Annotated in this window: 26 protein-coding genes and 1 other annotated feature; of the genes, 24 read left to right on the plus strand and 2 right to left on the minus strand. The window is 38.4% G+C overall.

Annotation, left to right across the window (positions count from 1 at the left end):
- Window positions 1–44 precede the first annotated feature (44 nt).
- The gene (locus BFL01S_RS04545) at window positions 45–1,310 is read right to left on the minus strand and encodes a replication-associated recombination protein A (RefSeq protein ID WP_061784991.1); all 1,266 of its coding nucleotides are present in this window, start codon (window positions 1,308–1,310) and stop codon (window positions 45–47) included.
- 201 nt (window positions 1,311–1,511) lie between these two features.
- Between BFL01S_RS04545 and cymR the strand changes: the two genes are divergently transcribed.
- From cymR to BFL01S_RS04640, 20 genes are all read left to right on the plus strand, one after another.
- Window positions 1,512–1,928, plus strand: coding sequence for a cysteine metabolism transcriptional regulator CymR (gene cymR, locus BFL01S_RS04550; RefSeq protein WP_025911725.1), 417 nt, complete (start codon window positions 1,512–1,514; stop codon window positions 1,926–1,928).
- Between the two features lie 26 nt (window positions 1,929–1,954).
- Window positions 1,955–3,097 (plus strand): cysteine desulfurase family protein, encoded by a 1,143-nt coding sequence (locus tag BFL01S_RS04555; protein WP_061784992.1) that lies wholly within the window; start codon window positions 1,955–1,957, stop codon window positions 3,095–3,097.
- 28 nt (window positions 3,098–3,125) lie between these two features.
- Window positions 3,126–4,238 carry a tRNA 2-thiouridine(34) synthase MnmA gene (gene mnmA / locus BFL01S_RS04560; RefSeq protein ID WP_061784993.1) on the plus strand — a complete coding sequence of 371 codons (1,113 nt, stop codon included), beginning with the start codon at window positions 3,126–3,128 and terminating at the stop codon, window positions 4,236–4,238.
- A gap of 111 nt (window positions 4,239–4,349) precedes the next feature.
- Entirely contained in the window at window positions 4,350–5,009 is a 660-nt protein-coding gene (locus BFL01S_RS04565) for a tetratricopeptide repeat protein (RefSeq protein ID WP_025911721.1), read from the plus strand.
- 28 nt (window positions 5,010–5,037) lie between these two features.
- The gene (gene recD2, locus BFL01S_RS04570) at window positions 5,038–7,401 is read left to right on the plus strand and encodes an SF1B family DNA helicase RecD2 (protein ID WP_061784994.1); all 2,364 of its coding nucleotides are present in this window, start codon (window positions 5,038–5,040) and stop codon (window positions 7,399–7,401) included.
- 129 nt (window positions 7,402–7,530) lie between these two features.
- Window positions 7,531–7,722, plus strand: coding sequence for a YrzR-like zinc ribbon domain (locus BFL01S_RS04575; protein ID WP_025911719.1), 192 nt, complete (start codon window positions 7,531–7,533; stop codon window positions 7,720–7,722).
- Window positions 7,723–7,743: 21 nt separating this feature from the next.
- Window positions 7,744–7,878 carry a YrzQ family protein gene (locus tag BFL01S_RS19865; protein WP_076512682.1) on the plus strand — a complete coding sequence of 45 codons (135 nt, stop codon included), beginning with the start codon at window positions 7,744–7,746 and terminating at the stop codon, window positions 7,876–7,878.
- Window positions 7,879–8,005: 127 nt separating this feature from the next.
- Window positions 8,006–9,070: an AI-2E family transporter gene (locus BFL01S_RS04580; protein ID WP_373688727.1), complete on the plus strand. Its 1,065-nt coding sequence runs from the start codon at window positions 8,006–8,008 to the stop codon at window positions 9,068–9,070.
- A gap of 51 nt (window positions 9,071–9,121) precedes the next feature.
- Window positions 9,122–9,335: a binding site (T-box leader), on the plus strand.
- A 133-nt stretch (window positions 9,336–9,468) separates the two neighbouring features.
- Window positions 9,469–12,102, plus strand: coding sequence for an alanine--tRNA ligase (gene alaS / locus BFL01S_RS04585; RefSeq protein ID WP_061784995.1), 2,634 nt, complete (start codon window positions 9,469–9,471; stop codon window positions 12,100–12,102).
- A gap of 84 nt (window positions 12,103–12,186) precedes the next feature.
- Window positions 12,187–12,456, plus strand: coding sequence for an IreB family regulatory phosphoprotein (locus BFL01S_RS04590; protein WP_025911714.1), 270 nt, complete (start codon window positions 12,187–12,189; stop codon window positions 12,454–12,456).
- Window positions 12,457–12,873 carry a Holliday junction resolvase RuvX gene (ruvX, locus tag BFL01S_RS04595; protein ID WP_025911713.1) on the plus strand — a complete coding sequence of 139 codons (417 nt, stop codon included), beginning with the start codon at window positions 12,457–12,459 and terminating at the stop codon, window positions 12,871–12,873.
- A gap of 115 nt (window positions 12,874–12,988) precedes the next feature.
- Window positions 12,989–13,282 (plus strand): DUF1292 domain-containing protein, encoded by a 294-nt coding sequence (locus BFL01S_RS04600; RefSeq protein ID WP_256993314.1) that lies wholly within the window; start codon window positions 12,989–12,991, stop codon window positions 13,280–13,282.
- 186 nt (window positions 13,283–13,468) lie between these two features.
- Window positions 13,469–14,569: an endolytic transglycosylase MltG gene (gene mltG / locus BFL01S_RS04605; RefSeq protein WP_061784996.1), complete on the plus strand. Its 1,101-nt coding sequence runs from the start codon at window positions 13,469–13,471 to the stop codon at window positions 14,567–14,569.
- A gap of 318 nt (window positions 14,570–14,887) precedes the next feature.
- Complete coding sequence (locus BFL01S_RS04610; protein WP_061784997.1) at window positions 14,888–15,538, plus strand: O-methyltransferase; 651 nt, start codon at window positions 14,888–14,890, stop codon at window positions 15,536–15,538.
- A 2-nt stretch (window positions 15,539–15,540) separates the two neighbouring features.
- The gene (locus tag BFL01S_RS04615; RefSeq protein WP_025911708.1) at window positions 15,541–16,470 is read left to right on the plus strand and encodes a peptidase U32 family protein; all 930 of its coding nucleotides are present in this window, start codon (window positions 15,541–15,543) and stop codon (window positions 16,468–16,470) included.
- 56 nt (window positions 16,471–16,526) lie between these two features.
- Window positions 16,527–17,789, plus strand: coding sequence for a peptidase U32 family protein (locus tag BFL01S_RS04620; protein ID WP_035321382.1), 1,263 nt, complete (start codon window positions 16,527–16,529; stop codon window positions 17,787–17,789).
- Window positions 17,790–17,796: 7 nt separating this feature from the next.
- Window positions 17,797–18,432: a uridine kinase gene (gene udk, locus BFL01S_RS04625; protein ID WP_025911705.1), complete on the plus strand. Its 636-nt coding sequence runs from the start codon at window positions 17,797–17,799 to the stop codon at window positions 18,430–18,432.
- 213 nt (window positions 18,433–18,645) lie between these two features.
- Complete coding sequence (gene greA / locus BFL01S_RS04630) at window positions 18,646–19,122, plus strand: transcription elongation factor GreA (RefSeq protein WP_061784998.1); 477 nt, start codon at window positions 18,646–18,648, stop codon at window positions 19,120–19,122.
- Window positions 19,123–19,288: 166 nt separating this feature from the next.
- The gene (locus tag BFL01S_RS04635; protein ID WP_061784999.1) at window positions 19,289–21,046 is read left to right on the plus strand and encodes a peptidoglycan D,D-transpeptidase FtsI family protein; all 1,758 of its coding nucleotides are present in this window, start codon (window positions 19,289–19,291) and stop codon (window positions 21,044–21,046) included.
- A 114-nt stretch (window positions 21,047–21,160) separates the two neighbouring features.
- Window positions 21,161–21,790, plus strand: coding sequence for a YrrS family protein (locus BFL01S_RS04640; protein ID WP_061785000.1), 630 nt, complete (start codon window positions 21,161–21,163; stop codon window positions 21,788–21,790).
- A 20-nt stretch (window positions 21,791–21,810) separates the two neighbouring features.
- On the opposite strand, the gene BFL01S_RS04645 is transcribed toward BFL01S_RS04640, so the two are convergent.
- A complete protein-coding gene (locus BFL01S_RS04645; protein ID WP_025911695.1) occupies window positions 21,811–22,026 on the minus strand; it encodes a YrzA family protein in 216 nt (71 codons plus the stop codon).
- A 223-nt stretch (window positions 22,027–22,249) separates the two neighbouring features.
- Between BFL01S_RS04645 and BFL01S_RS04650 the strand changes: the two genes are divergently transcribed.
- From BFL01S_RS04650 to BFL01S_RS04665, 4 genes are all read left to right on the plus strand, one after another.
- Window positions 22,250–22,891 (plus strand): class I SAM-dependent DNA methyltransferase, encoded by a 642-nt coding sequence (locus tag BFL01S_RS04650; protein WP_061785001.1) that lies wholly within the window; start codon window positions 22,250–22,252, stop codon window positions 22,889–22,891.
- A gap of 18 nt (window positions 22,892–22,909) precedes the next feature.
- Window positions 22,910–23,605, plus strand: coding sequence for a 5'-methylthioadenosine/S-adenosylhomocysteine nucleosidase (mtnN, locus tag BFL01S_RS04655; RefSeq protein ID WP_025911693.1), 696 nt, complete (start codon window positions 22,910–22,912; stop codon window positions 23,603–23,605).
- Between the two features lie 118 nt (window positions 23,606–23,723).
- On the plus strand, window positions 23,724–24,647 hold the full coding sequence (locus tag BFL01S_RS04660) for a PLP-dependent cysteine synthase family protein (protein ID WP_025911691.1): 924 nt from the start codon (window positions 23,724–23,726) through the stop codon (window positions 24,645–24,647).
- Between the two features lie 3 nt (window positions 24,648–24,650).
- A complete protein-coding gene (locus BFL01S_RS04665; RefSeq protein WP_025911690.1) occupies window positions 24,651–25,784 on the plus strand; it encodes a bifunctional cystathionine gamma-lyase/homocysteine desulfhydrase in 1,134 nt (377 codons plus the stop codon).
- The last annotated feature ends 14 nt before the right edge of the window (window positions 25,785–25,798 follow it).

The following is a 25,798-nucleotide window of genomic DNA, read 5'->3' on the forward strand; positions in this document are numbered from 1 at the left end:
TTTACCTTTATCTTTTTTAAGGCACTGCCTCTTTGGGGCTTTTTTCATGGAGATAAATTTTTATAAACCTGTGCCAATGCTTGTTCGAATTTTCCTGTTCTCTTTGGCTCATAATAGCGTTTATTCTTTATTTTATCAGGAAGGTATTGCTGTTTAACCCAGCCGTTTTCAAAGTCGTGAGGGTATTGATAATTCTGTGCTCTCCCTAGCTTAGCTGCTCCTTTATAATGACCGTCTTTTAAATGGTTTGGGACGTCCCCGGATAAACCTTTTTTAATATCAGCAATAGCAGCGTCAAGCGCTTTGTAAGCTGAGTTGGACTTTGGAGATAAACAAAGTTCAATAACAGCGTTGGCTAATGGTATACGAGCTTCTGGAAAGCCTAGCCTCTCAGCTGATTCAATGGCAGACAGTGTTCTTGCACCGGCTTGAGGGCTTGCTAGTCCAACATCTTCGTACGCAATGACTAAAAGTCGTCTGTTAATACTCACTAAATCACCAGCTTCAATCAGTCTCCCTAAATAATGAAGCGCAGCGTTTACGTCGCTTCCACGAATGGATTTTTGAAATGCTGAAAGTACGTCGTAATGAGCATCTCCATCTTTATCGTGTGAAAAGTATTTTTGTTGCAAGCACTGCTCGGCAATGTCAAGCGTGATATGGATGACGCCTTCCTCATTTTCATCCGTAGATAAAATAGCAAGCTCAAGGGCATTTAGCGCGGAACGAACATCACCGTTACAGCTTGTTGTAAAATGAAGCATTGCATCACGATCAACCTGAACATTTTGATTTCCATATCCGCGTTCTTTATCATGCAGTGCTCGGTTCAGCGCTTGTTCAATATCATCTGGCTCTAACGATTTTAGTTCAAAGATTTGACACCGGCTTCGAATTGCGGGGTTAATAGCGTGATAAGGGTTGCTTGTTGTAGCACCAATTAACGTAATGAGTCCGTTTTCTAGATAAGGAAGTAAAAAGTCTTGTTTTCCTTTATCTAGTCGATGTACTTCGTCTAGTAGTAAAATTACTTTCCCGGACATTTTTGCTTCCTCGGCGACAATTTCCATATCTTTTTTATTATTCACAACCGCATTTAGCTGTCGAAAAGCTGTTTTGGTTGTTTTAGCAATAGCTGTAGCAATAGATGTTTTCCCTACACCGGGCGGACCGTATAGAATCATTGAGCTTAGGTGGTTGGCTTTGACCATTCGATAAATCATTTTGTCTTTTCCAACAAGATGCTGCTGTCCAATAATTTCATTGATATCTTTAGGACGCATGCGAAATGCAAGCGGGTTATTATTCATGCAGTGACCTCCTTTTAGAATTAAATATATAGTTTGATTTTACTGTATCATATCTAAAAAAGTGTTGAAATTTCTCTCATAGGGATAGTATGATATAATGTCAACAGTATAACGTTTTTAAATAGACTATTTAAATTTGAAATAATGAATAATGAACGACCTATTATAAACACCTTATGGATATGAGAAGGAGTGGAGAAAATGAAAATCTCGACAAAAGGACGCTACGGTTTAACAATTATGATTGCACTGGCAAAACGCTTTGGTGAAGGTCCCATTTCATTAAAAACAATCGCTCAAAACCATGACTTATCGGAACATTATCTTGAGCAATTAATTTCGCCTCTTCGTAATGCAGGTCTTGTAAAAAGCGTCAGAGGTGCGTACGGTGGCTATATTTTAGCACATGAACCTACCAATATTACAGCAGGAGACATTATTTCGGTACTGGAAGGACCAATTAGTCCAGTAGAAGGATTGGAAGACGAAGAGCCAGCTAAAAGAGAGCTGTGGATTCGCATTCGTGATGCAGTTAAAGAAGTGTTAGATAGCACAACGCTTGAAGATTTAGCGAATCATTCAGGTGATGAAGAAGAATCATATATGTTTTATATTTAATTGGTTGAGTTAGGAGGAGTTTTTAGTTGGAGCGTATTTATGTAGACCATGCAGCAACGTCTCCTGTACACCCAGCAGTTGTTGAAAAAATGACGACGTTTATGCATGAGCATTTTGGGAATCCGTCAAGCATTCATCACTACGGACGAGAAAGTCGCAGATATTTGGATGAAGCGCGTCAAACAATTGCCAGCAGTATTGGAGCACGTGAAAATGACATTATCTTCACGAGCGGTGGAACGGAAGCAGACAACATGGCGCTGATTGGTGTTGCGCTTGCGAATAAACATCGTGGCAATCATATTATTACGACATCTATTGAGCATCATGCTGTGTTGCATACTTGTCAGTTTCTAGAAGAACAAGGTTTTGAAGTGACGTATCTACCGGTTGATGAAACTGGACGTGTGTCGGTTGAAGATATTAAGAGGTCCTTAACGGATAGAACGATTTTAGTTTCAGTTATGTACGGCAACAATGAGGTTGGCACAATCCAGCCAATTTCAGAAATTGGTGCCTTGTTAAAAGAATATGGTGCTTATTTCCATACGGATGCAGTGCAAGTTTATGGATTAATTTCATTAAATGTGCAACAATTAGGTGTCGATCTTCTCTCCGTTTCTTCTCATAAAGTTAACGGACCAAAAGGGATTGGCTTTTTATATGCTGCTCCACACGTTACGCTTTCGCCACTTTTATTTGGAGGAGAGCAAGAGAGAAAGCGCAGAGCAGGTACAGAGAACATGGCAAGCATTGTCGGATTTGAACAAGCTGTTCGCATTGCGCAAGAATCATTAAAAGAACGTGCAGCTCAATATAAGCAGTTTAAAGAACGAATGATACAGGTATTGGAAGAAGAGCAAGTATCGTTTGATATAAACGGAAATGTCGAGTATTCTTTACCACATATACTAAATCTTTCTTTCAAAGGTGTAAACGTTGAATCTATGCTTGTGAATTTGGATTTAGCAGGTATTGCTGCATCAAGCGGATCAGCTTGTACAGCAGGAGCTGTAGATCCGTCTCACGTACTTGTTGCCATGTTTGGCAAGGACTCTAACCGTATTACTTCATCAATTCGCTTCAGTTTTGGGTTGGGTAATACAATGGAGCAAATAGAAGAATTAGCTCGTAAAACAGCAACAATCGTAAAGCGATTGGCAAAATAAAAGAACACGTTTATTGGAGGTGACTAAGTTGACGAAAGCACCAAAAGATACGCGTGTTGTTGTTGGAATGAGTGGAGGAGTAGACTCTTCAGTCGCTGCTCTGTTATTAAAACAACAAGGTTATGATGTAGTTGGAATCTTCATGAAAAACTGGGATGATACGGATGAAAATGGCGTATGTACAGCAACAGAAGATTACAATGACGTCATTCGCGTATGTAATCAAATCGGTATACCTTACTATGCAGTCAACTTTGAAAAACAATATTGGGATAAAGTATTTACGTATTTCCTTGATGAGTACAAAGCAGGGCGTACGCCAAATCCTGATGTTATGTGTAATAAAGAAATTAAATTTAAAGCATTTTTAGAACATGCGATGACGCTTGGTGCAGACTATTTAGCAACAGGGCACTACGCGCAAGTGGCGTATCGTGATGGCGAGTACAAAATGCTTCGAGGAGTAGACAATAATAAAGACCAAACGTATTTCTTAAACCAGCTTGGTCAAGAACAGCTATCAAAAGTTATGTTCCCACTTGGAGGAATTGAAAAATCCAAAGTGCGTGAGATTGCGAAAGAAGCGGGACTTGCGACAGCTACTAAGAAAGATAGCACAGGCATTTGTTTTATTGGAGAACGTAATTTTAAACAGTTTTTAAGTCAGTACCTTCCAGCTCAGCCTGGTCTTATGCAAACGTTAGATGGTGAAGTAAAAGGAAACCATGACGGCCTGATGTATTATACAATCGGCCAACGTCACGGACTTGGAATTGGTGGAAGCGGAGAACCTTGGTTTGCTGTTGGTAAAGATCTAGAGAAAAACGTTCTTTATGTCGACCAAGGATTTCATAATGAGCTGTTATACTCAACTTCTATTACGGCAACTAACGTTAGCTGGGTAAGCGATCGTGAATGGAACGAACCGCTTTCTTGCACAGCTAAATTCCGTTACCGCCAAGAAGATAATGAAGTAACAGTTGAGAAGCTAGATGAAAATACGGTTAAAGTTCTTTTTAAGAACCCAGTTCGTGCCGTAACGCCAGGACAAGCTGTCGTATTCTATAACGGTGAAGAGTGTCTAGGTGGAGCTACAATTGATAATGTATATAAAGATGAAGAGCAGCTTTGGTACGTATAATACGAATCCAAGGGCTTTTTAACAAAACCTCGGCTCTGTAGAGCGGGGGTTTTGTTATGATATACTACTAGTAATCGGATAAACTAATAAAAAACAACGGTGGAGTGAAAAATGACAGATAAAAATCAATTAGGTATTCAATATATGCAAGATGGAAAATTTGAAGAAGCAGCAAAAACATTTTCAGAAGCAATCGAAGAAAATCCCAAAGACCCGGTTGTATACGTGAACTTTGGTAACCTTTTAGCCGCGGTTAGCGAAACAGATCGTGCGCTAAAATTTTATGAACGTGCCATTGAAATTGATGAGGAAACAGCAACGGCTTACTACGGTGCTGGCAACGTATATTTTAACCTTGAACAGTTAGAACAAGCGAAGCATTATTTTGATCTAGCTATTAAAAAGGGCTTAAATTCGTCAGATGTGCATTTTATGCTCGGTTTAACACTATTTCATTTAGAACAAATAACGTATGCTCTACCATATTTAAAACGAGCAGTAGAGCTTAATGAACACGATACAGAAGCAAGATTTCAGCTTGGACTTTGTTTAGCTCAGCTAGAAATGGTAGATGAAGCGGTAGAGGAGTTACTGCGCGTTGTCCAAGAAGACGAGGAGCATGCTGATGCTTACTACAATTTAGGAGTAGCTTATGCGATGAAAGATGATAAGGATAAGGCTATCTCAATGTTTGATCAAGCGCTACAAATCCAGCCAGATCATCATATGGCAGCAAATGGTAAAAATGTTCTTTCAATGATGGAACACTAAGAAGTGAATGTAAAAATGGGGGAATAGTATGAGTGAGGAAGTTCTAAACCCTTTACAACCCGATGAAGAAAAAACGTACATAAAAGGCACGGCAATTGTCACGGTCTTTCATAATGAAGAAAATTTGTATAACGTAACAAGAATTAGAATAAAAGAAACAAATGTATCCATGGACGATAAAGAAGCGATTGTTACGGGATATTTCCCCCGTTTGAACGAAGATGAACTTTACACTTTTATTGGAAACTTTAAAGAGCATCCGAAATTTGGCCTTCAGTTTCAAGTAGAGCAATTTAAAAAAGAGCTTCCCCAGTCAAAACAAGGGGTCATTCAGTACTTATCAAGTGATCTCTTTAACGGTATTGGTAAAAAAACCGCAGAAAATATTGTAGAAGCACTTGGTGAACGTGCAATTTATCGAATGCTACAAGACCCTGCGGTATTGAAAAAGGTGTCTAGGCTATCTGCTGATAAAGCAGAAAAGCTAATCGTTCAGCTGCGAGAGCACCAGGGGTTAGAAGAAGTAATGGTTAAGCTGACAGATTTGGGATTTGGTCCGCAGCTTTCCATGAAAATTTTCCAAGCTTATAAACAAGAGGCGCTAGAAGTGATTCAAACAAACCCCTATCAGCTTGTTGAAGATGTTCAAGGAATCGGCTTTAACCGAGCGGATGAATTAGGAAGGAAGCTAGGGTTAGCAACCAACCATCCTAACCGGCTTCGAGCTGGAATTTTATACGTTATCGAGCATGAATGCAATCAAATGGGACACGTCTACGTGAAAGCAGAGCAATTGTATCAGAAAACGGGAGAGCTGTTACAAAAAAGTCGTCAAGAACCGTTATCAGAAATGGATATTATACGAGAGATTGATGCACTAAAAGAAGAGAAAAAAATTATTATTGATGACGATAAAATGTACTTCCCACCGCTTTTTTATGCTGAAAAAGGAGTCGTTAAAGCGATTGGTAAGCTAATGGCTCAAACAGAGTATGAAGAGCAATTTCCTGAATCAGAATTTCTTCTAGCTCTAGGGGAGTTAGAAGAGCGTCTAGGCGTGCAGTATGCACCTTCGCAAAGAGAAGGAATTCAAAAAGCGCTTTTATCCCCAATGCTTTTGCTTACAGGAGGACCAGGTACCGGTAAAACAACAGTTATAAAGGGAATTGTTGAACTTTATGCAGAGCTTCATGGCTGTTCGCTAAATCCAGGGGATTATAAAAAAGACGAAGGATTTCCAGTGCTGCTTGTCGCTCCTACAGGTCGAGCTGCTAAACGGATGAGCGAGGCTACTGGACTGCCAGCGGTGACAATCCACAGACTTTTAAAGTGGAATGGACAAGAAGGGTTTGACCACAATGAAGAAAATCCAATCAATGGTAAGTTACTGATTGTGGACGAGGTCTCTATGGTAGATTTATGGCTTGCTCACCAGCTCTTTAAATCACTTCCAGCTAGCATCCAAGTAGTGCTTGTAGGTGATGAAGATCAATTACCTTCAGTTGGTCCTGGTCAGGTGTTGAAAGATTTATTACATTCTGAAGCTGTTCCTACCGTACGATTAACAGATGTATATCGCCAAGAAGAAGGCTCATCTATCATTGATTTGGCTCATGAAATTAAAAAAGGACGTCTTCCATCCGATTTGACTAATCAGCAAGGCGATCGTTCCTTTATTCGTTGTTACGGAGCGCAAATTACAGATGTTGTCAAACAAGTGTGCGGCAATGCTGTAAAAAAAGGCTATACGGCTAAAGATATTCAAGTGCTGGCTCCAATGTATAAAGGTCCAGCGGGGATTGATAAAATGAATGAAGTACTGCAAGAATTATTTAATCCAGCCTCTCAACAGCGGAGAGAGTTAAAGCACGGAGATGTAACATATCGTGTAGGCGATAAGGTACTTCAGCTTGTAAATCAACCTGATAGTAATGTTTTTAATGGAGATATGGGTGAGATTGTGTCTGTTTTTTTCGCAAAGGAAAACACGGAAAAGCAGGATATGCTTGTTATTTCATTCGAAGGAAATGAAGTAACCTATACGAAACAAGACTTTAATCAGATTACGCATGCGTACTGCTGCTCTATTCATAAATCACAAGGAAGCGAGTTTCCGATTGTGGTGTTGCCTATTGTGAAAAGTTATTATCGCATGCTCCGACGGAACCTGCTTTATACTGCCGTTACGCGGAGCAAGCAGTTCTTGATCTTATGTGGTGAAGAAGAAGCGTTTCAAATTGGCGTAAATCGTAACGAAGACAGCATTCGACAGACCAATCTACAAGCCCTTCTCAAAGAGCAATTAGTTGATGAGTTAGAAGATCCTGAGGTGCCATTTATGAAAGATGCAAATATTGGCATGGAAAACCTTACGCCGTATGATTTTATGTAAGATATCGCAACCTACAAAAGAATTAAGCATTGCTTAATTCCCTCCTCCTAGCCTGGTGTTTAGGTATGGACATGGTAAAAAGTGGACAGAATACGTTTTATAAACGAACGTATAAAAGAGGTGTTCACTTTGTTAAAGTGTCCAAACTGTAAAAGTATTGATGTTGGTAAAATTGGGGTTAATCAATATTATTGCTGGAATTGTTTTATTGAGATGACGATTTCAAAAGGACAAATTAATACCCACCAAGTAGAAGAGGATGGCACGTTAAGCTCATTGGATGATTTGTTTTCAGAGGATGAGCGTACAATGAATTTTTAACTCATTTAGGGGGGCTTTGCGATGAATCGAATTATTCCGTCAGTAGTTGCTTTTGGTCTAGGGGCATATGCGTTCAAAATGGCAGGTGACCGAGAGATGTTCACAAAGCGCAATATGAAAAAAATGCGCAAGCGTGTTATGAAAGCAATGCACTAAAATCATTGTTGGTCTCTTTACAAAAAAGCTCTTGCTTAGCAAGGGCTTTTTCTCATGGGAAGTTATCTAAAAAAACATCATGAATAAACTCTTTTCTTTGTTGAAAAATAAAGATGAGGAGGAGTTTATTGTGAAAGAGGTACCGATTAAATGGTTTTATCGTTTGGGGATTTTTTTGCTAGCACTGCTTTGTATTTTACTTTTATTTAAAATAAAGTTTGTTTGGCTACCATTTCTTGAGATGTTTTTTAAAGCAATGCTGCCTTTTTTTATTGCTGCCTTTATTACATATTTACTTCATCCAATTGTAGAGAAAACGCATGAAAAAGGTGTTCCACGACCTCTTGCCATTTTACTAATTTATCTCATTTTCTTTGGTGGAATAGGTTATGGTATTTATAAAGGGTTTCCTCTTTTCGTTATTCAGCTAAAAGAATTAAATGAACAGCTGCCTGAGCTTACGGAGATGTATAAGGGATGGGTGCATGAAATTCATGATCGTACCTCAACGCTACCAAACGGAGTTCATGAAAAAATTGAGCAGAGTATCGTTGATTTAGAGCAAACTGTTAACACATGGTTATTGCGAGTGATGGAGGGGGTTAAGTCCATTGTCAATTCATTTTTAATTCTCATTATTATTCCGTTTATTGTGTTTTACTTGCTAAAAGACTTCGGCCTTGTTCGAAAAGCTGTCGCATATATTGTGCCAAAGAAATGGCATGAAGAAGGGAAGCATTTTTTACATGATGTAAACTTGTCATTGGGAAGCTACCTTAGAGGACAGTTTTTTGTTTGTCTCATCATAGGCGCTATTGCTACGACTGCATTTTGGTTTTTTAACGTACCGTATGCGCTTTTGCTTGGGATAATCATAGGCATTACGAATATTATTCCGTATTTCGGTCCCATTATTGGAGCAGTACCAGCGGCAATTCTCTCCATGACAGTTTCTGTGAAGCTCGTATTAATTGTTGTCGTCATTATCTTTGTACTTCAATTTCTAGAAGGGAATATTCTATCTCCTCTAATCGTAGGGAAAAGCTTGCATATCCACCCTCTTTTTATTATCTTAGCGCTTTTGCTTGGGGGAGAATTTGGAGGGGTGTTTGGGCTAATTATTGCTGTTCCTATTTTAGCTATTGTAAAAATTTCGATTTTACATGTGCGAGGGCATACCTTGAAACATTGACAAAGCAACCCGAATTTGTCATAATATCGCCATAGAAAACGTTACATAGTAAACAATACAATGAAGGAACCAAGTAAGCTGTACACTGGTATATAAGAGAAGCACTTCCAAGGCTGAAAGAGGTGCGATACAAAGAATAGCTGAATGCTAGTCCTGAGTGCAGGAAAACCCTGCCGTTTTAGCAGCGTTAATGCGATGAAGGTGATGAACATTCTAACATGTTCATAATCAGGGTGGTACCGCGAGCTAAACTCTCGTCCCTGCTTTTTGGGATGAGAGTTTTTTTGTGTGCAAATTTCTAAAACTCCCTATTGTATTGTGCGTAATGAAGCAAGCTGCTTTTAGGTCATTATGTTTTTGTCTATAAATAATGAAGAGTTCTAAAGGAGGAACCAATCATGAAAAAGTTAACATCTGCACAAGTGCGTCAAATGTACTTAGATTTCTTTAAAGAAAAAGGTCATGATGTAGAGCCGAGCGCTTCTCTTGTACCTCATGAAGATCCATCTCTTTTATGGATTAACAGTGGTGTTGCGACGCTAAAGAAATACTTTGACGGACGCGTTATTCCACAAAACCCACGTATTTGTAATGCTCAAAAATCAATTCGTACAAATGATATTGAAAACGTTGGTAAAACAGCGCGTCACCATACGTTCTTTGAAATGTTAGGTAACTTTTCAATCGGTGAATATTTTAAAGAAGAAGCAATCGACTGGGCTTGGGAGTTCTTAACGAGCGATAAATGGATTGGCTTTGATCCTGAAAAATTATCTGTCACTATTCACCCAGAAGATGAAGAAGCATTCAAGCTTTGGAACGAAAAAATTGGAGTTCCAAAAGAGCGCATTATTCGTTTAGAAGGTAACTTCTGGGATATTGGTGAAGGGCCAAGTGGACCGAATACAGAGATTTTTTATGACCGTGGTGAAGCTTATGGAAACGACTTAACTGACCCTGAGCTATACCCTGGTGGAGAAAACGAGCGCTATTTAGAAATCTGGAATTTAGTATTTTCTCAATTTAACCATAACCCTGATCATACCTATACACCACTACCAAAGAAGAACATTGATACAGGAATGGGACTAGAGCGTATGGTGTCGGTTATTCAAGATGTACCGACAAACTTTGATACAGACTTATTCATGCCAATTATTGAAGCAACTGAAAACATCTCAGGTGCTAAATACCGCACAGAAGATGAAAAAGACGTTGCATTTAAAGTAATTGCTGACCATATTCGTACGGTGACATTTGCTGTTGGAGACGGAGCTCTTCCATCCAATGAAGGTCGTGGATATGTACTGCGCCGTTTATTACGTCGTGCTGTACGCTATGCAAAAAAACTAGGCATCAATCGTCCGTTTATGTACGAGCTAGTACCTGTTGTGGGTGAGATTATGGTTGATTTCTACCCAGAAGTGAAAGACAAAACAGACTTCATTCAGCGCGTTGTGAAAAACGAGGAAGAGCGTTTTCACGAAACGTTAAACGAGGGTCTTGCTATTTTAGCAACAATGATTAAAAAAGCAAAAGACCAAGGCAGTGATACAATTTCTGGTGAAGATGTATTCCGATTATATGATACATATGGCTTCCCAGTTGAGTTAACGGAAGAATATGCAGAAGATGAAAAGATGAAAATAGATCATGACGGATTTGAAAGCGAGATGGAAGGTCAACGTGAGCGTGCAAGAGCAGCTCGCCAAGATTCTAGCTCTATGCAAGTTCAAGGTGGGGTATTAGGCGAGTTAACAGTTGAAAGTGAGTTTGTCGGCTACGATAAAGACGAAGTGGAAACGTTCATTGAAGCTATTATCTTACATGGAGAACTTGTTGATAAAGTAACGGAAGGTCAAGAAGCACAGGTTATTTTAAAGCAAACGCCATTCTATGCTGAGAGCGGTGGACAAATTGCTGACCAAGGTGAAATCTCAAATGCCACATCTGTTGCAGCAGTTAAAGATGTGCAAAAGGCACCGAATGGCCAGAACGTGCACACTGTAGAAGTAAGAAGCGGAGAGCTTGTAAAGGGCGAAACTTACACAGCGACAATTAACGGGAAAAAGCGTGATGCAATCGTGAAAAACCATACGGCAACTCACCTGCTTCACCAAGCATTAAAAGATACGTTAGGAATGCATGTTAACCAAGCTGGTTCATTAGTAACTCCAGATCGCTTACGTTTTGATTTCTCTCATTTTGGACAAATAACAGCGGAAGAAATTGAAAAGATTGAAACGATTGTAAACGAAAAAATTTGGGAAAACATTTCCGTAAATATTGAAAATAAAGCAATTGATGAAGCAAAAGCAATGGGTGCAATGGCGCTGTTTGGTGAGAAGTATGGCGATATCGTTCGCGTTGTTCAGGTTGGAAGCTATAGCTTAGAGCTTTGTGGTGGTTGCCACGTTGCTAATACGTCTGAAATCGGCTTATTTAAGATTGTATCAGAATCAGGAATTGGAGCTGGAACACGCCGTATTGAAGCCGTAACTGGAAAAGCAGCTTATCAGTTGATGAATGACCAAGTAACACTGTTAAAAGAAGCAGCAGCAAAAGCAAAAGCGAACCCTCGAGATCTTGTTGGTCGTGTGGAAGGCTTACTAGAAGAAATTCGCCAACTTCATCGTGAAAATGAGTCATTAGCAACGAAGCTAGGGAATATTGAGGCAGGCAATCTAATCGACCGCGTGAAAGACGTAAACGGTGTGAGCGTCTTAGCAGAAAAAGTAAACGCAACGGATATGAACAACCTTCGTTCAATGGTAGATGACTTAAAGCAAAAGCTTGGCTCAGCAGTTATTGTACTAGCTGCACCTCAAGGTGAAAAAGTAAATATCGTTGCAGGAGTGACAAAAGATTTAATTGCAAACGGTCATCATGCAGGTAAGATTGTAAAAGAAGTGGCAACAATTTGTGGCGGTGGCGGCGGTGGTCGTCCAGATATGGCTCAAGCAGGTGGAAAAGATCCGAACCAAATTGAAAATGCATTGAAGATTGTAGAAGAATGGGTTAAATCCGTTTAATTCTCCTCTTTCTTGGTGTACAATAGAAGTAAGACTTAACATGATTCATAATGTGCTCACAAATTAAACGAGTGAGGTGGGAAAATGAGTTCATTTGATAAAACAATGCAATTCAATTTTCAAGATGAGCCAGCTGAAACAAGCGTCCATGAGGTTTTATTTACGGTTTATGAGGCATTGAAAGAAAAAGGATATAACCCGATTAACCAAATCGTTGGATATTTGCTATCAGGAGATCCTGCTTACATTCCTCGTCATAATGATGCGCGAAACACAATTCGCCAATTAGAGAGAGACGAGCTCATTGAAGAACTTGTGAAATCTTATTTACAACAGCATCGAAAGGATTCATAAATGCGCGTATTAGGATTAGATGTTGGCACGAAGACAATTGGCGTAGCTGTAAGCGATGAAATGGGCTGGACAGCCCAAGGGATTGAGACGATTAAAATTGCCGATGAGCAAATGAAGGAGTCTTATCCTCGATTACAGCAATTAATTGATGAATATTCAGTTGAAAAAGTCATTGTTGGCCTACCAAAAAATATGAATGGCACAATTGGTCCTCGCGGTGAAGCTTGTCTTCAATTTGCAGAGGAACTAAAGAAGGATCTAAACATCGAAACGATGATGTGGGATGAACGCTTATCGACAATGGCTGCAGAGCGTGTTTTACTTTCAGCTGATGTTAGTCGTAAAAAGCGTAAAAAAGTCATTGATAAGATGGCGGCTGTTATGATTCTTCAAGGATACTTAGACAGCAAACAATAAAGTTGATTGTAGCTTAGCTTCTGCACGGTTATCCTCGATAAAAAGAGTCTAATTTGATAAGAAGCTAGGGCTTTCAACTTGCCATAAAATTGCTAGTAACTAGCTGGAAAATGAGGTGTCGAACATGACAGAAGAAGGAAAAATTACAATCGTAGACGAAAGTGGTAACGAGCAATTATGTGAGATTTTATTCACATTTGATTCTGAAGAATATGGTAAATCTTATGTAATTTATTATCCAATTGGTGCAGATGAAAATGACGATGAAGAAATTGAAATTCATGCGTCTGCTTTCACACCAAGCGAAAATGGTGAAGATGGTGAACTTCAACCAATCGAGACAGAAGAAGAATGGGATATGGTTGAGGAAATGGTTAACACATTCCTTGACGAAGAAGAAGGCGAATAAAAAAGTTGGTGGCGAGAGCTACCAACTTTTTTTATGGTTTATTTTTCAAATAATTTAAATCTTTACTGTCTATCCTAATGAGGACATGTCTTTTCACTTGCTTTTATAGGCGGTCTTGTATGATAATGACGAAAAATGAGATAAATTGTAGTATAATAGTGCGTGCGTATGAGAGGAGGATGCAACTTGTCGCACCAATCTTTTTTTACACCTAAAAAAAATAAACGAAAAAAAATTATCATTGTGACAATAATTCTTTTAGCCGTACTTATTGGTGGAGGCGTTTTTTATGCTCAATCATTTGTACAACCCGTTGATAAAAACAGTAGTAAAAAAGTAAATATAACGATTCCGCAAGGTTCTTCAGTCCGGTCGATTGGAACGTTGTTAAAAGAAGAAAATCTAATTAAAAGTGAAAGTGCTTTTCGATACTATATTAAAATGTCTAGCGTATCAGGATTTCAGGCTGGAACATACACTTTCTCTCCTTCCATGAGCTTAAGTGAGATGGTCGATATGATGGAAACAGGAGATGTATCGAAGAATCCGGATGTTCGCTTAGCAATTCCAGAAGGCCGTCAGCTTGATGAAATTGCTACAATTATTGCAAATCGAACAAACTACACGGAAGAAGAAGTAATGAATACTTTAGATGACCCTGCTTTTATTGAGAAGATGAAGAAGAAATACCCAGATCTTGTGACGGATGAAGTGTTTAATAAGGACATTAAGCATCCTTTAGAAGGGTATTTATATCCTGCTACTTACGATCACTATGATTCAACTGTTTCGCTTGAAGTCATTTTAGATAAAATGATTGGTAAAACGAACGGCGTTTTAGCTCAATATCAAAAGGAAATGAAGAGCAAAAAATATACGGCTCATAAGCTTTTAACGATGGCTTCTTTAATTGAAGAAGAAGCAACGGAACAGGTGGATCGTGAGAAAATCGCAAGCGTGTTTTATAATCGTATTGAAGAGGATATGCCATTACAGACGGATCCAACGGTGTTATATGCTTTAGGTGAGCATCGTGAGCGAGTCTACTATAAAGATTTAGAAGTAGACTCGCCTTACAATACGTACCGAGAGAAAGGACTTACACCAGGACCGATTGCAAACTCAGGCTTAATGTCTATTAAAGCAGCTTTGGAACCCGCTGATACCGATTACCTCTATTTCTTAGCGAATAAAGATGGAGAAGTCATCTTTACCAAAACACTTGATGAGCATAACCAAGAAAAAGCGACTCATATCACAGGGCCTCGTGAAGAAGATAAGAAATAAAAGCAATAGTAACCGTTAATTAAGCGTTTAAAACCCCCTTTACTTTTAAAGATAAAGGGGGTTTTAGTTATAAAATTGTGTGGATAGCTTTAAAAAATTGATTCGACTTTTTGGCATCTGCTCTACTTTTATGTTAAAATATATCGGGTTTACGTTCAGAAAAAAACCACTTATAATAGACTAGTTGTATATTTTGTGCGTTAGTACATGTTAGCTAAGGTTTTTTTTGAGCTTTAGTCACGTTTATTTAGTGAGTCAAACTATATATAACCGCTTTTGACTAACGTCAAACATACTTCTTTGAACGGAGGAAGTGTTTTGCTTTTACAAAATGTTGAACAGTATGTAGAAAACCTTATTCCTAAGCGTACAGAGCTTGTTGAAGAGATGGAGAACTATGCAAAAGAACATGTAGTACCAATTATGGAACTCATCGGAATTGAAGCATTGCTTCAAATTCTTCGCCTTCATCAGCCAGCACATATATTAGAAATTGGGACAGCCATCGGCTATTCTGCTATTCGTATGGCTGAAGCATTACCAAATGCTAAAATCGTTACGGTGGAACGTAATGAAGATCGGTATAAACAAGCTCAGTTCTTCATTAATCGAGCTGAAAAGAAAGAGCAGATTAAAACCTTGTTTGGAGATGCTTTAGAACTTCAAGCAGACATTGAACAAAATGGCCCTTACGATGCCGTATTTATTGATGCTGCCAAAGGACAATATCAGCGCTTCTTTGAGCATTATGCACCATTAGTAAATAAAAAAGGTATTATCATTTCAGATAATATTTTATTCAAGGGGCACGTAGGAACCGATTTATCGCAGATTGAAACGCGCCGTAAGCGAAGTTTAATTAAAAAAATTGATGCATACAACGTATGGCTAATGAAACATCCAGATTTCCAAACCACCATTTTACCAATTGGGGATGGAATTGCAATTAGTATAAAAAGAGGTGATTGACAATGAAAAAACCTGAACTATTAGTAACACCAACTGCTGTTTCAAATATTAAACCATTAATAGAAGCCGGTGCAAACGCATTTGTAATTGGTGAACAGCGATATGGGTTACGACTTGCAGGAGACTTTAAGCGTGAGGATATCGTAGAGGCAGTTAATATTGCACACGCTCATCATACAAAAGTTTATGTAGCTATGAACGCGCTATTTCATAATGATACAGTAGCAGAATTAGATGAATATATCTTGTTTTTACAAGAAGCAGGCGTAGATGCCATTGTCTTTGGAGACCCAGCAGTATTAATGGCTGCTCGCGCAGTTGCTCCGAAAATGAAGCTTCACTGGAATACAGAGACGACTGCAACCAACTGGTATACATGTAATTACTGGGGACGAAAAGGTGCTAAGCGTGCGGTGTTAGCTCGTGAACTTAGCATGGACAGTATCATTGATATTAAAGAGAATGCAGAAGTAGAAGTGGAAGTACAGGTTCATGGAATGACATGTATGTTTCAATCGAAGCGCTCTTTATTAGGTAACTATTTTGAATATCAAGGTAAAGTAATGGAAGTTGGAAATCGAAAGCTTGAACAAGACATGTTTTTATTTGATAAAGAACGCGATAACAAATATCCAATTTACGAAGATGAGAACGGTACACATATCATGAGTCCAAACGATATTTGTATTATCGACGAGCTTGCAGAAATGATTGATGCACAAGTTGACGTTTTTAAAATTGATGGTGTGCTAAAGAGCGCAGAATACATTATTGAAGTAACGAAGAAGTATCGCAAAGCCATTGATTTATGCGTAGAAAATCGTGAAGAGTATGAAGAGATAAAAGACGAGCTTTTAGAAGAAATTGAAGCAATGCAACCAGCAAATCGTCCTCTTGATACAGGATTCTTCTTTAAAGAAACTGTTTACTAAGTGTCATGAGAATGGAAAGAAAAATCGAAAAAGTAGACAATTAGGAGGTACTAACTATGGCTGTGCAAATTGATACGGTTGTTAATGGGAAACGTGTTATTACGAAAAAGCCCGAGTTGTTAGCTCCAGCAGGCAATCTTGAAAAGTTAAAAGTAGCAGTACATTATGGTGCTGATGCGGTCTTTATCGGTGGAAAAGAGTTCGGTCTTCGCTCAAATGCAGGTAACTTTTCATTAGAAGAAATGGCTGAGGGAGTAGAATTTGCAAAAAAATATGGAGCACGTATTTATGTAACAACAAATATCTTTGCTCATAATGAAAACATGGATGGCTTAGATGAATATTTAATGGGATTACAGACGGCTGGCGTAGCTGGAATCATTGTAGCAGATCCGTTAATTATTGAAACATGCCGCCGAGTTGCCCCAAAGCTAGAAGTACATTTAAGTACTCAGCAGTCGCTTTCAAACTGGCGTGCTGTTCAGTTCTGGAAAGAAGAAGGCTTAGAACGTGTGGTATTGGCGCGTGAAACGAGTGCTGAAGAAATCCGTGAAATGAAAGAAAAAGTAGATATTGAAATTGAAACATTTATTCACGGAGCTATGTGTATTGCTTACTCTGGTCGATGCACGTTGAGTAATCATATGACAGCTCGGGATTCAAACCGCGGTGGCTGCTGTCAGTCATGTCGCTGGGACTATGACTTATTTAAATTAGAAGGCGAATCAACAGAAGTTCCTTTATTCAATGAGTCAGATAGTCCGTTTGCAATGAGCCCAAAAGATTTAAACTTAATTCAATCAATTCCAAAAATGATTGAGCTAGGTATCGACAGCTTAAAAATTGAAGGCCGTATGAAATCAATCCACTATATCGCAACCGTTGTAAGCGTCTATCGCAAAGTCATTGATGCCTATTGTGCAGATCCAGAAAACTTTGTGATTCAAAAAGAGTGGTTAGATGAGCTTGATAAATGTGCTAATCGTGATACTGCTCCTGCTTTCTTTGAAGGTGTGCCAGGAGTAGATGAGCAAATGTTTGGCATTCACGGTAAGAAAACAACATTTGATTTTGCTGGATTAGTGTTAGACTATGATGAGGAAACAAGCATGGTAACACTTCAGCAGCGAAACCACTTTAAGCCTGGAGATGAAGTGGAGTTCTTTGGACCAGGAATCGAAAACTTTACACAAGTAGTCGGCACAATTTGGGATGAAAAAGGCAATGAGCTAGACGCTGCTCGTCATCCGCTACAAATTGTAACGTTTAAGGTAGACAAACCATTGTTTTCTTACAACATGATGCGAAAGGGGATTTAATAAGAAGATGGGGAAAAAGCCCGTTGTAATCGGTATTGCTGGTGGATCTGGCTCTGGAAAAACAACTGTTACAAAAGCAATTTATGAATATTTTAAAGGTCATTCAATTATGCTTCTAGAGCAAGATTATTATTATAAAGATCAAAGTAACCTGCCATTTGAACAACGCTTACAGACGAACTATGATCATCCTTTAGCGTTTGATAATGACCTTTTAATTGAGCACTTGCAGAAATTATTAAATTATGAGAGCATTGAAAAACCTGTATATGATTATACTATTCATACTCGCTCTCAAGAAGTTATTGTAGAAGACCCAAAGGATGTTATTATCTTAGAGGGTATCTTAGTGCTTGAGGACAAGCGTCTGCGTAACTTAATGGATATTAAACTATATGTTGATACCGATGCTGATTTGCGTATTATCCGCAGAATGTTGCGAGATATTAACGAGCGTGAGCGTACGCTAGAATCCGTAGTCGATCAATATATTTCAGTGGTACGTCCAATGCATAATCAGTTTATTGAACCAACTAAGCGATACGCTGATATTATTATCCCAGAAGGCGGTCAAAATCACGTAGCAATTGATTTGATGGTAACGAAAATCCAAACAATTCTTGAACAAAATGCGATTTTATAATAACATAGCATAGATACAGGGATTTTTTTGAAAATAAAATCGTCATATTCTATAAACAAGGTCTTCACATATAGTAGAGAAACGAGCAGCTTCTAATTTGAAGCTGTCATTTCTCTATTCACTGAGATTTTAGAATATGAAACCTTTTAGTACATACAGAAAACACTGTATAAGGCACTAATGTATTTCGATTTTATAAAGGAGTGAAGGGTTATGGCACAAGAAAAAGTGTTTCCAATGACGGAAGAAGGAAAGCTAAAATTAGAACAAGAATTAGAATATCTGAAGACGGTAAAGCGTAAAGAAGTAGTAGAGCGCATTAAGATTGCTCGTAGTTTTGGTGACTTATCAGAGAACTCTGAGTATGATTCAGCAAAGGATGAACAGGCTTTCGTTGAAGGGCGCATTACAACGCTAGAAAACATGATTCGCAATGCGAAAATTATTGAAGAAGATGTAGAGAACTCTTCAATTGTATCTCTAGGTAAATCTGTGACGTTTATTGAACTACCAGACGGAGACGAGGAAACGTATACAATTGTAGGTAGTGCAGAAGCAGATCCATTTGAAGGTAAAATTTCAAATGACTCTCCAATTGCTAAAAGCCTAATGGGCAAACAGGTTGGAGATGAAGTAACAGTTCAAACTCCAGGTGGAGAAATGGCTGTTAAAATCGTTACTGTAAAATAAATGTAAATGAATTAGCTCGTTAGAAAGAAGCGCCAACGAAACCGTTCGTTGGCGCTTCTTTTTTCTATTTTTAGAAAAAAGAAGTTTAATTCTGAATTTTATCTGTTGTATTCGTTTGAAAAAAAGCTACGTCGGCGACAATGATACAGAGTGAGGTGTATCGACATTGAGAGTAGTTCGAAAACGAATGCAATCGATTTTGATTATTATTATGTTGTTAATTTTTTTACTTATTGGCAGACTCGTTCAAATACAGCTTATTAGTACAGAATCATTTTCAAATCATAATGTTAATTTAATTGAAGAAAGCGTTCATCAGCGCACACAAGAAATGGTGGTAGATGATGGAAGAGGTAAATTTATAGACCGCAACGGTCAATCACTTACATCCGTTACGAATAATCGCCTTGTGCTGTTTCCGTTTTTAAATGAAATGCAATGGCCCATGCAACAGGTGTCTACTATTACGGGGATTTCGACAGTAGAGATGGTTACAAAGCTAAAAGATACGAAGTCTCCGGTAGCTGTTGGAGATCATCTAACAATTGATCAGTTAAAGCAAGTGAATGAATTAAAGATACCTGGAGTTTTTGGGGTACCGTTAAAGGATGAGCGTCCCGTACCTATTGCAGAGCATGTAATTGGATTAGTAAGACAAAGTCAGGAGAAAATCGTAGCACAATATGAAGATAAATTGAAAAGTGGGGAATTAAAGGCAACTACGCCAATTGGCATTACGGGCATGCAAAAAACATTTGACGAATTTCTTCTACCACAGCAAGAGTCGAAGTTGTTATATCACGTCGATCGGTTTGGAGGTCCGATGTTTGGAATTGATGTTAAGTATACGGGAGATGCTAATCCTTTTTATCCTGTAAATGTGAAAACGACTCTGGATTTGACAATTCAAGAAAAGGTAGAAGAGCTATTAGAAAAATATAACTTAAAAGAAGGCGGCGTAGTACTATTAGATATCGAAAAGAGCAACATATTAGCCATGGCTAGTAGACCTAATATCAATCAAACTCATCCGTACGAAGAAAAGAACAAGGGGCTCTATAACCGTATGCTAATGCCACAAGTCCCTGGATCTGTGTTTAAAACCGTCACAGCAGCAGCTGCAGTAGAAGAAGGGATTCTTACTCCGAATATGACGTTTAATTGCAATCAAAGCATATATGACGAATCGTTAGAGAATGATCATCAAAAAGGAATGTTATCCTTTGAAGAGAGCTTTGCACAAAGCTGTAATAAGACGTTTGCACAGCTAGCTAAGCAAATGAGTGAGAAAAAACCTGATTCATTGGACCAATATGCCCGAAAATTAGGCGTAACGGACCCGGTAGGGTGGAGCGGAGATGTGTTTCACTTTGATCATTTTACACAGCTTCAAGAAGGAAAGGGAACAGTGTGGAAGAAGGATGCCAATAAACGCGTTCCCAACGCCATTTCTCAAACTGCTATCGGTCAGCTAGATGTGAAGCTTACTCCTCTAGCAGTTGCCAATATGATGGCTACGATTGCTAGAGGTGGAGAAAAGCGACAAGTAAAAGTAGTGGATGAAATTCAGTATAAAAACAATACTTCGCTTTACACGTTTAAAAACAAAAAGTTGTCTGGTGAAAGTATAAAAAAGCCAACGGTTAAAGAACTTCAAAAGTTACTAAGCCAAGTTGTCCAAAGTGAGGATGGCACGGGAAGACGTTTTCAAGATCTTCCTTATTCAGTAGCAGGAAAGTCTGGTACTGCTGAAATTGATGTAGAAAATGAAATCGTTAATAAGTGGTTCGCTGGATACTTTCCTGCTGATAAACCTAAGTATGCCCTAGTAGTTGTTGATTTGAATACAAAAAGTACAATATCGTCTACAAATCAGATTTTTTATGATATTGTTAAAGAGATGTATGATTTAAATCATCAATAACTAAAAAGTATGTAAAAAATATTACAAAAATGCTTCAAATGAAGGTATGTGCTTCATGAATTTCCAAACACATGGTAAAATAGAACATTATAAAAGTTGGAGGAAGTTGTAGCAATGAATAACAATCGTTCTTCAAGACATCAAAACAAAGAAAAAAAGGTTAACCGATTATATAATGTGTTAATTGCCGTAGTTGCGGTATTGATTGTCTTTATCGGTGGCTCACTTATTCTTGGAGGAGGATCAGACGAGACATCTCCAGAACAAAACACAGAGCAAACACCAAAGTCAGAAAACAATAATGATACGGAGAAAAATACTCCTGAAGAAAACACAGAGGAACCTGCAAGTGATGAAGAAGCAGATGAAAACGCAACAGATGATGAAGCAACAGAGCAAGAGGAGTCTTCTGATGTAGAAGTGGAAGAAAATCCTGAGCCAGGTGTTGAAAGCCGAACTGTAGACCCATCCTGGGAGCCTGTAGGTACAGAGCAAGGTGAAAAGCCAGCAGCTACGTATGAAAAAGGTTCAACTGATTGGAATGAAATGCTTGCAGCAGTTGGAGCTGGAGTAGGCGTTAATCCAAACGATATGACAGTATGGCGTTTAGGCAACAATGGTGCTCCTGAAAAAGCAGTGGCAACAGTTAGTCCTAAAGGTGAAGGCTCGGTAAAGTATCGAGTGGAAATTGAATGGATAGAAAACGAAGGTTGGAAACCAACTGTTGTTGAAAAATTATCTTAATAAAAAAAGCGGCGCTTTCATTAGCGCTGCTTTTTTAGTTTGAAATGAACAACCGCAGAATAAAGCTTCTTACCTTGTTCATAGTCTACTGCCATTTGATGAGAAACGCTTTGAACTCCTAATAAGATGGCTTTATTTTGTTCAACTTTATCATTAATTTGTTTCTCTAAATCTTTTAAGTCATGTGATTCGAAAAACTCAATTTTGTCTTCAATCATATCAAACTGAAAATTCATCGTCTCGCTTCACCTTCTTCATCCCATATTTACCAAACTTTATTTTAGCAGGAATTCTTGCCGAAATAAATTTATTATGATAACTTAAGAACAATTAATACTTTAAATCATACTATATCTATAAGAATTATAAGGAAAAGATAAAATCGTTAAATAACAACAATTTTTTATTGTGAAAAAATAACTTAGATAGTAACAAAATTAAACATGAGGGTGAGATAAGATGGGTAGAGAGTTTTTAAACATCTTTGAAAAGTGGGCAGAAAACTATGATTCGACTGTTGAAGGACATGATCAAGAATATGAAGAAGTTTTTCGAAACTATGAAGGTATTTTACAAGCAGTTGCAAATCGTTCATCGGGAAGCGTAATTGAATTCGGTGTAGGAACCGGAAACTTAACGAAAAAGCTACTGGAAAAGAGTCTAGCAGTGACAGGAATTGAGCCTTCAAGTCCAATGCGAAAGCTTGCGGCAGGAAAGCTAGGTGAATCGGTTACTTTATCTGATGGCGACTTCTTAGCGTTTCCTGCCCCAAAAGAGCAGGTTGATACAATTGTTAGTACTTATGCTTTTCATCACTTAACAGATAAAGAAAAAGAGCTTGCGATTAGAAACTATAGCAACCTTCTACAAACAGATGGTAAAATAGTGTTTGCTGACACGATGTTTGAAACAAACGAGTCGTTTCAAGAAACAATTGAATATGCTAAGCAACATAAATTCTTTAACTTAGCGGAAGACTTAGAAAGAGAGTATTATACAACGATTCCAGTCTTAAAAAATCTTTTTGAACAAAATGGATTTGAAGCAACTTTTGAACGCTTCAATCATTTCGTTTGGATTGTGGAGGCAACGAAACAATAACAGAAAGAGGTTCGTATAATGAAAGTAGCAATCATTGGTGCTATGGAGGAAGAAGTAACGATTCTCCGAGACAAGGTAGAAAACAGAGAAGAAACAGTCATTGCAGGCTGCGAATATTCAACTGGTACAATCAATGAAATTGATGTAGTACTGTTAAAGTCAGGTATTGGAAAAGTAAATGCTGCATTATCAACAGCAATCTTACTGGAAAGATTTCAGCCTGACTATGTGATTAATACAGGGTCTGCTGGCGGCTTTCATCCAGATCTAAATGTTGGAGATGCAATTATTTCATCGGAAGTACGTCATCATGATGTTGATGTAACAGCATTTGGCTATGAGTACGGTCAAGTTCCAAATTTACCTGCTGCATATCAAGCTGATAAAAAACTTGTTGAGATTGCAGAACAAAGTGCACAAGAAGTAACGGATATGAAAGTAGCCAAAGGTTTAATTGCAACGGGTGACTCATTTATGAATGATCCAGTTCGCGTTGAGTTTGTAAGAAGCAAATTCCCAGAACTAATGGCAGCTGAAATGGAAGCTGCTGCAGTAGCTCAGGTTTGTCACCAGTTTAAAGTTCCTTTCGTTATCATTCGTGCATTATCTGATATTGCGGGTAAAGAATCAGATGTATCGTTTGATCAGTTCCTTGAAAAGGCAGCTGTAAACTCTACAAACTTAGTATTAAACTTTTTATCAAAATTAAAATAATAAATCTGTCCAATAGTACCAATACTATTTTATAGTATTGGTACTATTGGGATTTAATTCACACTAAACAGATGAGTTAACTATAGATGGAAACTTTTGCTAAAGAGGTGTTGGCATCATGGAAGTCGTAAAAAGTATCCATGAGTTAATTGGAAAAACTCCCATCGTTGAAATTACAAAATTCGCGCTTCCTAAAGATGTACGATTGTTTGCGAAGCTTGAATACTTTAACCCGGGAGGAAGTATTAAAGATCGTCTTGGAAAAGAGCTGATTGAAAGAGCCCTAGCTACAGGAAAAGTTACTGATGGTGGGACAATAGTTGAACCAACTGCAGGAAATACGGGAATCGGGCTTGCTTTAGCAGCTATTCCATACAATTTAAACGTTGTTGTATGTATCCCTGAAAAGTTTAGCATTGAAAAACAAGAGCTTATGAAAGCCCTTGGTGCAAAGGTTGTTCACACGCCTACGAGTGAGGGAATGAAAGGAGCTATTCAAAAAGCGAAGGAGCTTATCGAAACTATTCCAAACGCATATTGCCCGCAGCAGTTTGCAAACGCTGATAATCCGTTAACGTATTACAAAACGCTAGGTCCAGAGGTATATGAACAGCTGGATGGTCATATCGATATATTTGTGGCAGGAGCAGGCACAGGTGGCACATTCATGGGAACTGCTCAATATTTAAAAGAACAAAATCCATTAATAAAAACAGTGATTGTTGAGCCTGAAGGTTCAATTTTGAATGGCGGTCAAGCAGGTCCTCACAAAACAGAAGGCATTGGGATGGAATTTGTACCGGATTATATCAATACAAGCTACTTTGATGACATTCACACCATTGAAGATGATTTAGCATTTAAAGCTGTCCAAGAGTTAGCGGCAAAGGAAGGGCTTTTAGTAGGGAGTTCATCAGGAGCTGCTTTTATGGCTGCATTAAAAGAAGCACAAAAAGCTAAGCCTGGTACAAATATCCTTACTATTTTTCCAGACAGCAGTGAACGATATTTAAGTAAAAAAATTTATGATGGAGGTATTTAGATAATGAAGCGTAAAACACAGCTTATTCATGGTGGAATTGCGGGAGATCAACATACTGGAGCAGTCTCAGTTCCCATTTATCAAGTGAGCACGTACAAGCAAGAAGAAGTTGGGAAACACAAAGGTTATGAATACTCACGTACAGGGAATCCAACAAGGCATGCTCTAGAAGAACTAATTAAAGACCTCGAAGGAGGAGAAGCGGGATTTGCTTTTGGGTCGGGGATGGCTGCAGTTACAGCGGTTATGATGTTGTTTAACAGCGGTGACCATGTTATTTTAACGGATGATGTATATGGCGGTACGTATCGCGTGATTACGAAAGTGTTAAATCGCATTGGCATTGAAGCGACATTTGTTGATACAAGTGATGTTACAAACATCGAAAAAGAAATCAAAGAAAATACAAAAGCACTGTACATTGAAACACCAACAAACCCGCTATTGAAAATCACCGATATTTCGGAAGCTGCACAAGTAGCGAAAAAACATGATTTAGTAACGATTGTCGATAACACATTTAGCACGCCATACTGGCAAAATCCAATTGAGCAAGGAGCGGATATTGTTCTCCATAGCGCAACGAAATATTTAGGAGGCCACAGTGATGTTGTGGCAGGATTGGCAGTTGTAAATTCGAAAGAACTTGCAGAAGAGCTTCATTTTATTCAAAATTCAACTGGAGGTATCTTAGGCCCACAAGATTCATGGTTACTCATGAGAGGAATGAAAACGTTAGGGATTCGTATGGAGGAGCATGAAGCAAATACAAAGAAAATTGTCGACTATTTAAGCAATCATCCAGCGGTACAAAAAATTTACTATCCAGGCCTTGAAAATCATCCGAACCACGCAGTTGCCAAACAGCAAGGAAGAGGATTTGGTGGTATGGTATCGTTTGATGTAGGTAGTGAGGAGCAGGCTAATAAGCTATTAACCACGGTAAAATACTTCACATTAGCTGAAAGTTTAGGAGCGGTGGAAAGCTTAATTTCTTTACCTGCTAAAATGACGCATGCTTCTATTCCAGCTGATCGTCGCAGAGAATTAGGAATAACGGATGGACTAGTACGTATATCAGTAGGTCTTGAAGATGTAGAAGATTTAATTGAAGATTTGTCAAATGGTTTAAAATAAAAGAGACTGAGACA

Source organism: Priestia flexa NBRC 15715 (genome assembly GCF_001591565.1).
In the GTDB taxonomy this organism is placed as follows: domain Bacteria; phylum Bacillota; class Bacilli; order Bacillales; family Bacillaceae_H; genus Priestia; species Priestia flexa.

What these genes read in the sequence shown, in the direction of transcription:
- BFL01S_RS04545 (WP_061784991.1), bottom strand. Translation starts at nt 1,310, where the DNA reads ATGAATAATAACCCGCTTGCATTTCGCATGCGTCCTAAAGATATCAAT.
- cymR (WP_025911725.1), top strand. Translation starts at nt 1,512, where the DNA reads ATGAAAATCTCGACAAAAGGACGCTACGGTTTAACAATTATGATTGCA.
- BFL01S_RS04565 (WP_025911721.1), top strand. Translation starts at nt 4,350, where the DNA reads ATGACAGATAAAAATCAATTAGGTATTCAATATATGCAAGATGGAAAA.
- recD2 (WP_061784994.1), top strand. Translation starts at nt 5,038, where the DNA reads ATGAGTGAGGAAGTTCTAAACCCTTTACAACCCGATGAAGAAAAAACG.
- BFL01S_RS19865 (WP_076512682.1), top strand. Translation starts at nt 7,744, where the DNA reads ATGAATCGAATTATTCCGTCAGTAGTTGCTTTTGGTCTAGGGGCATAT.
- alaS (WP_061784995.1), top strand. Translation starts at nt 9,469, where the DNA reads ATGAAAAAGTTAACATCTGCACAAGTGCGTCAAATGTACTTAGATTTC.
- BFL01S_RS04590 (WP_025911714.1), top strand. Translation starts at nt 12,187, where the DNA reads ATGAGTTCATTTGATAAAACAATGCAATTCAATTTTCAAGATGAGCCA.
- ruvX (WP_025911713.1), top strand. Translation starts at nt 12,457, where the DNA reads ATGCGCGTATTAGGATTAGATGTTGGCACGAAGACAATTGGCGTAGCT.
- BFL01S_RS04615 (WP_025911708.1), top strand. Translation starts at nt 15,541, where the DNA reads ATGAAAAAACCTGAACTATTAGTAACACCAACTGCTGTTTCAAATATT.
- BFL01S_RS04620 (WP_035321382.1), top strand. Translation starts at nt 16,527, where the DNA reads ATGGCTGTGCAAATTGATACGGTTGTTAATGGGAAACGTGTTATTACG.
- udk (WP_025911705.1), top strand. Translation starts at nt 17,797, where the DNA reads ATGGGGAAAAAGCCCGTTGTAATCGGTATTGCTGGTGGATCTGGCTCT.
- greA (WP_061784998.1), top strand. Translation starts at nt 18,646, where the DNA reads ATGGCACAAGAAAAAGTGTTTCCAATGACGGAAGAAGGAAAGCTAAAA.
- BFL01S_RS04640 (WP_061785000.1), top strand. Translation starts at nt 21,161, where the DNA reads ATGAATAACAATCGTTCTTCAAGACATCAAAACAAAGAAAAAAAGGTT.
- BFL01S_RS04645 (WP_025911695.1), bottom strand. Translation starts at nt 22,026, where the DNA reads ATGAATTTTCAGTTTGATATGATTGAAGACAAAATTGAGTTTTTCGAA.
- BFL01S_RS04650 (WP_061785001.1), top strand. Translation starts at nt 22,250, where the DNA reads ATGGGTAGAGAGTTTTTAAACATCTTTGAAAAGTGGGCAGAAAACTAT.
- mtnN (WP_025911693.1), top strand. Translation starts at nt 22,910, where the DNA reads ATGAAAGTAGCAATCATTGGTGCTATGGAGGAAGAAGTAACGATTCTC.
- BFL01S_RS04660 (WP_025911691.1), top strand. Translation starts at nt 23,724, where the DNA reads ATGGAAGTCGTAAAAAGTATCCATGAGTTAATTGGAAAAACTCCCATC.
- BFL01S_RS04665 (WP_025911690.1), top strand. Translation starts at nt 24,651, where the DNA reads ATGAAGCGTAAAACACAGCTTATTCATGGTGGAATTGCGGGAGATCAA.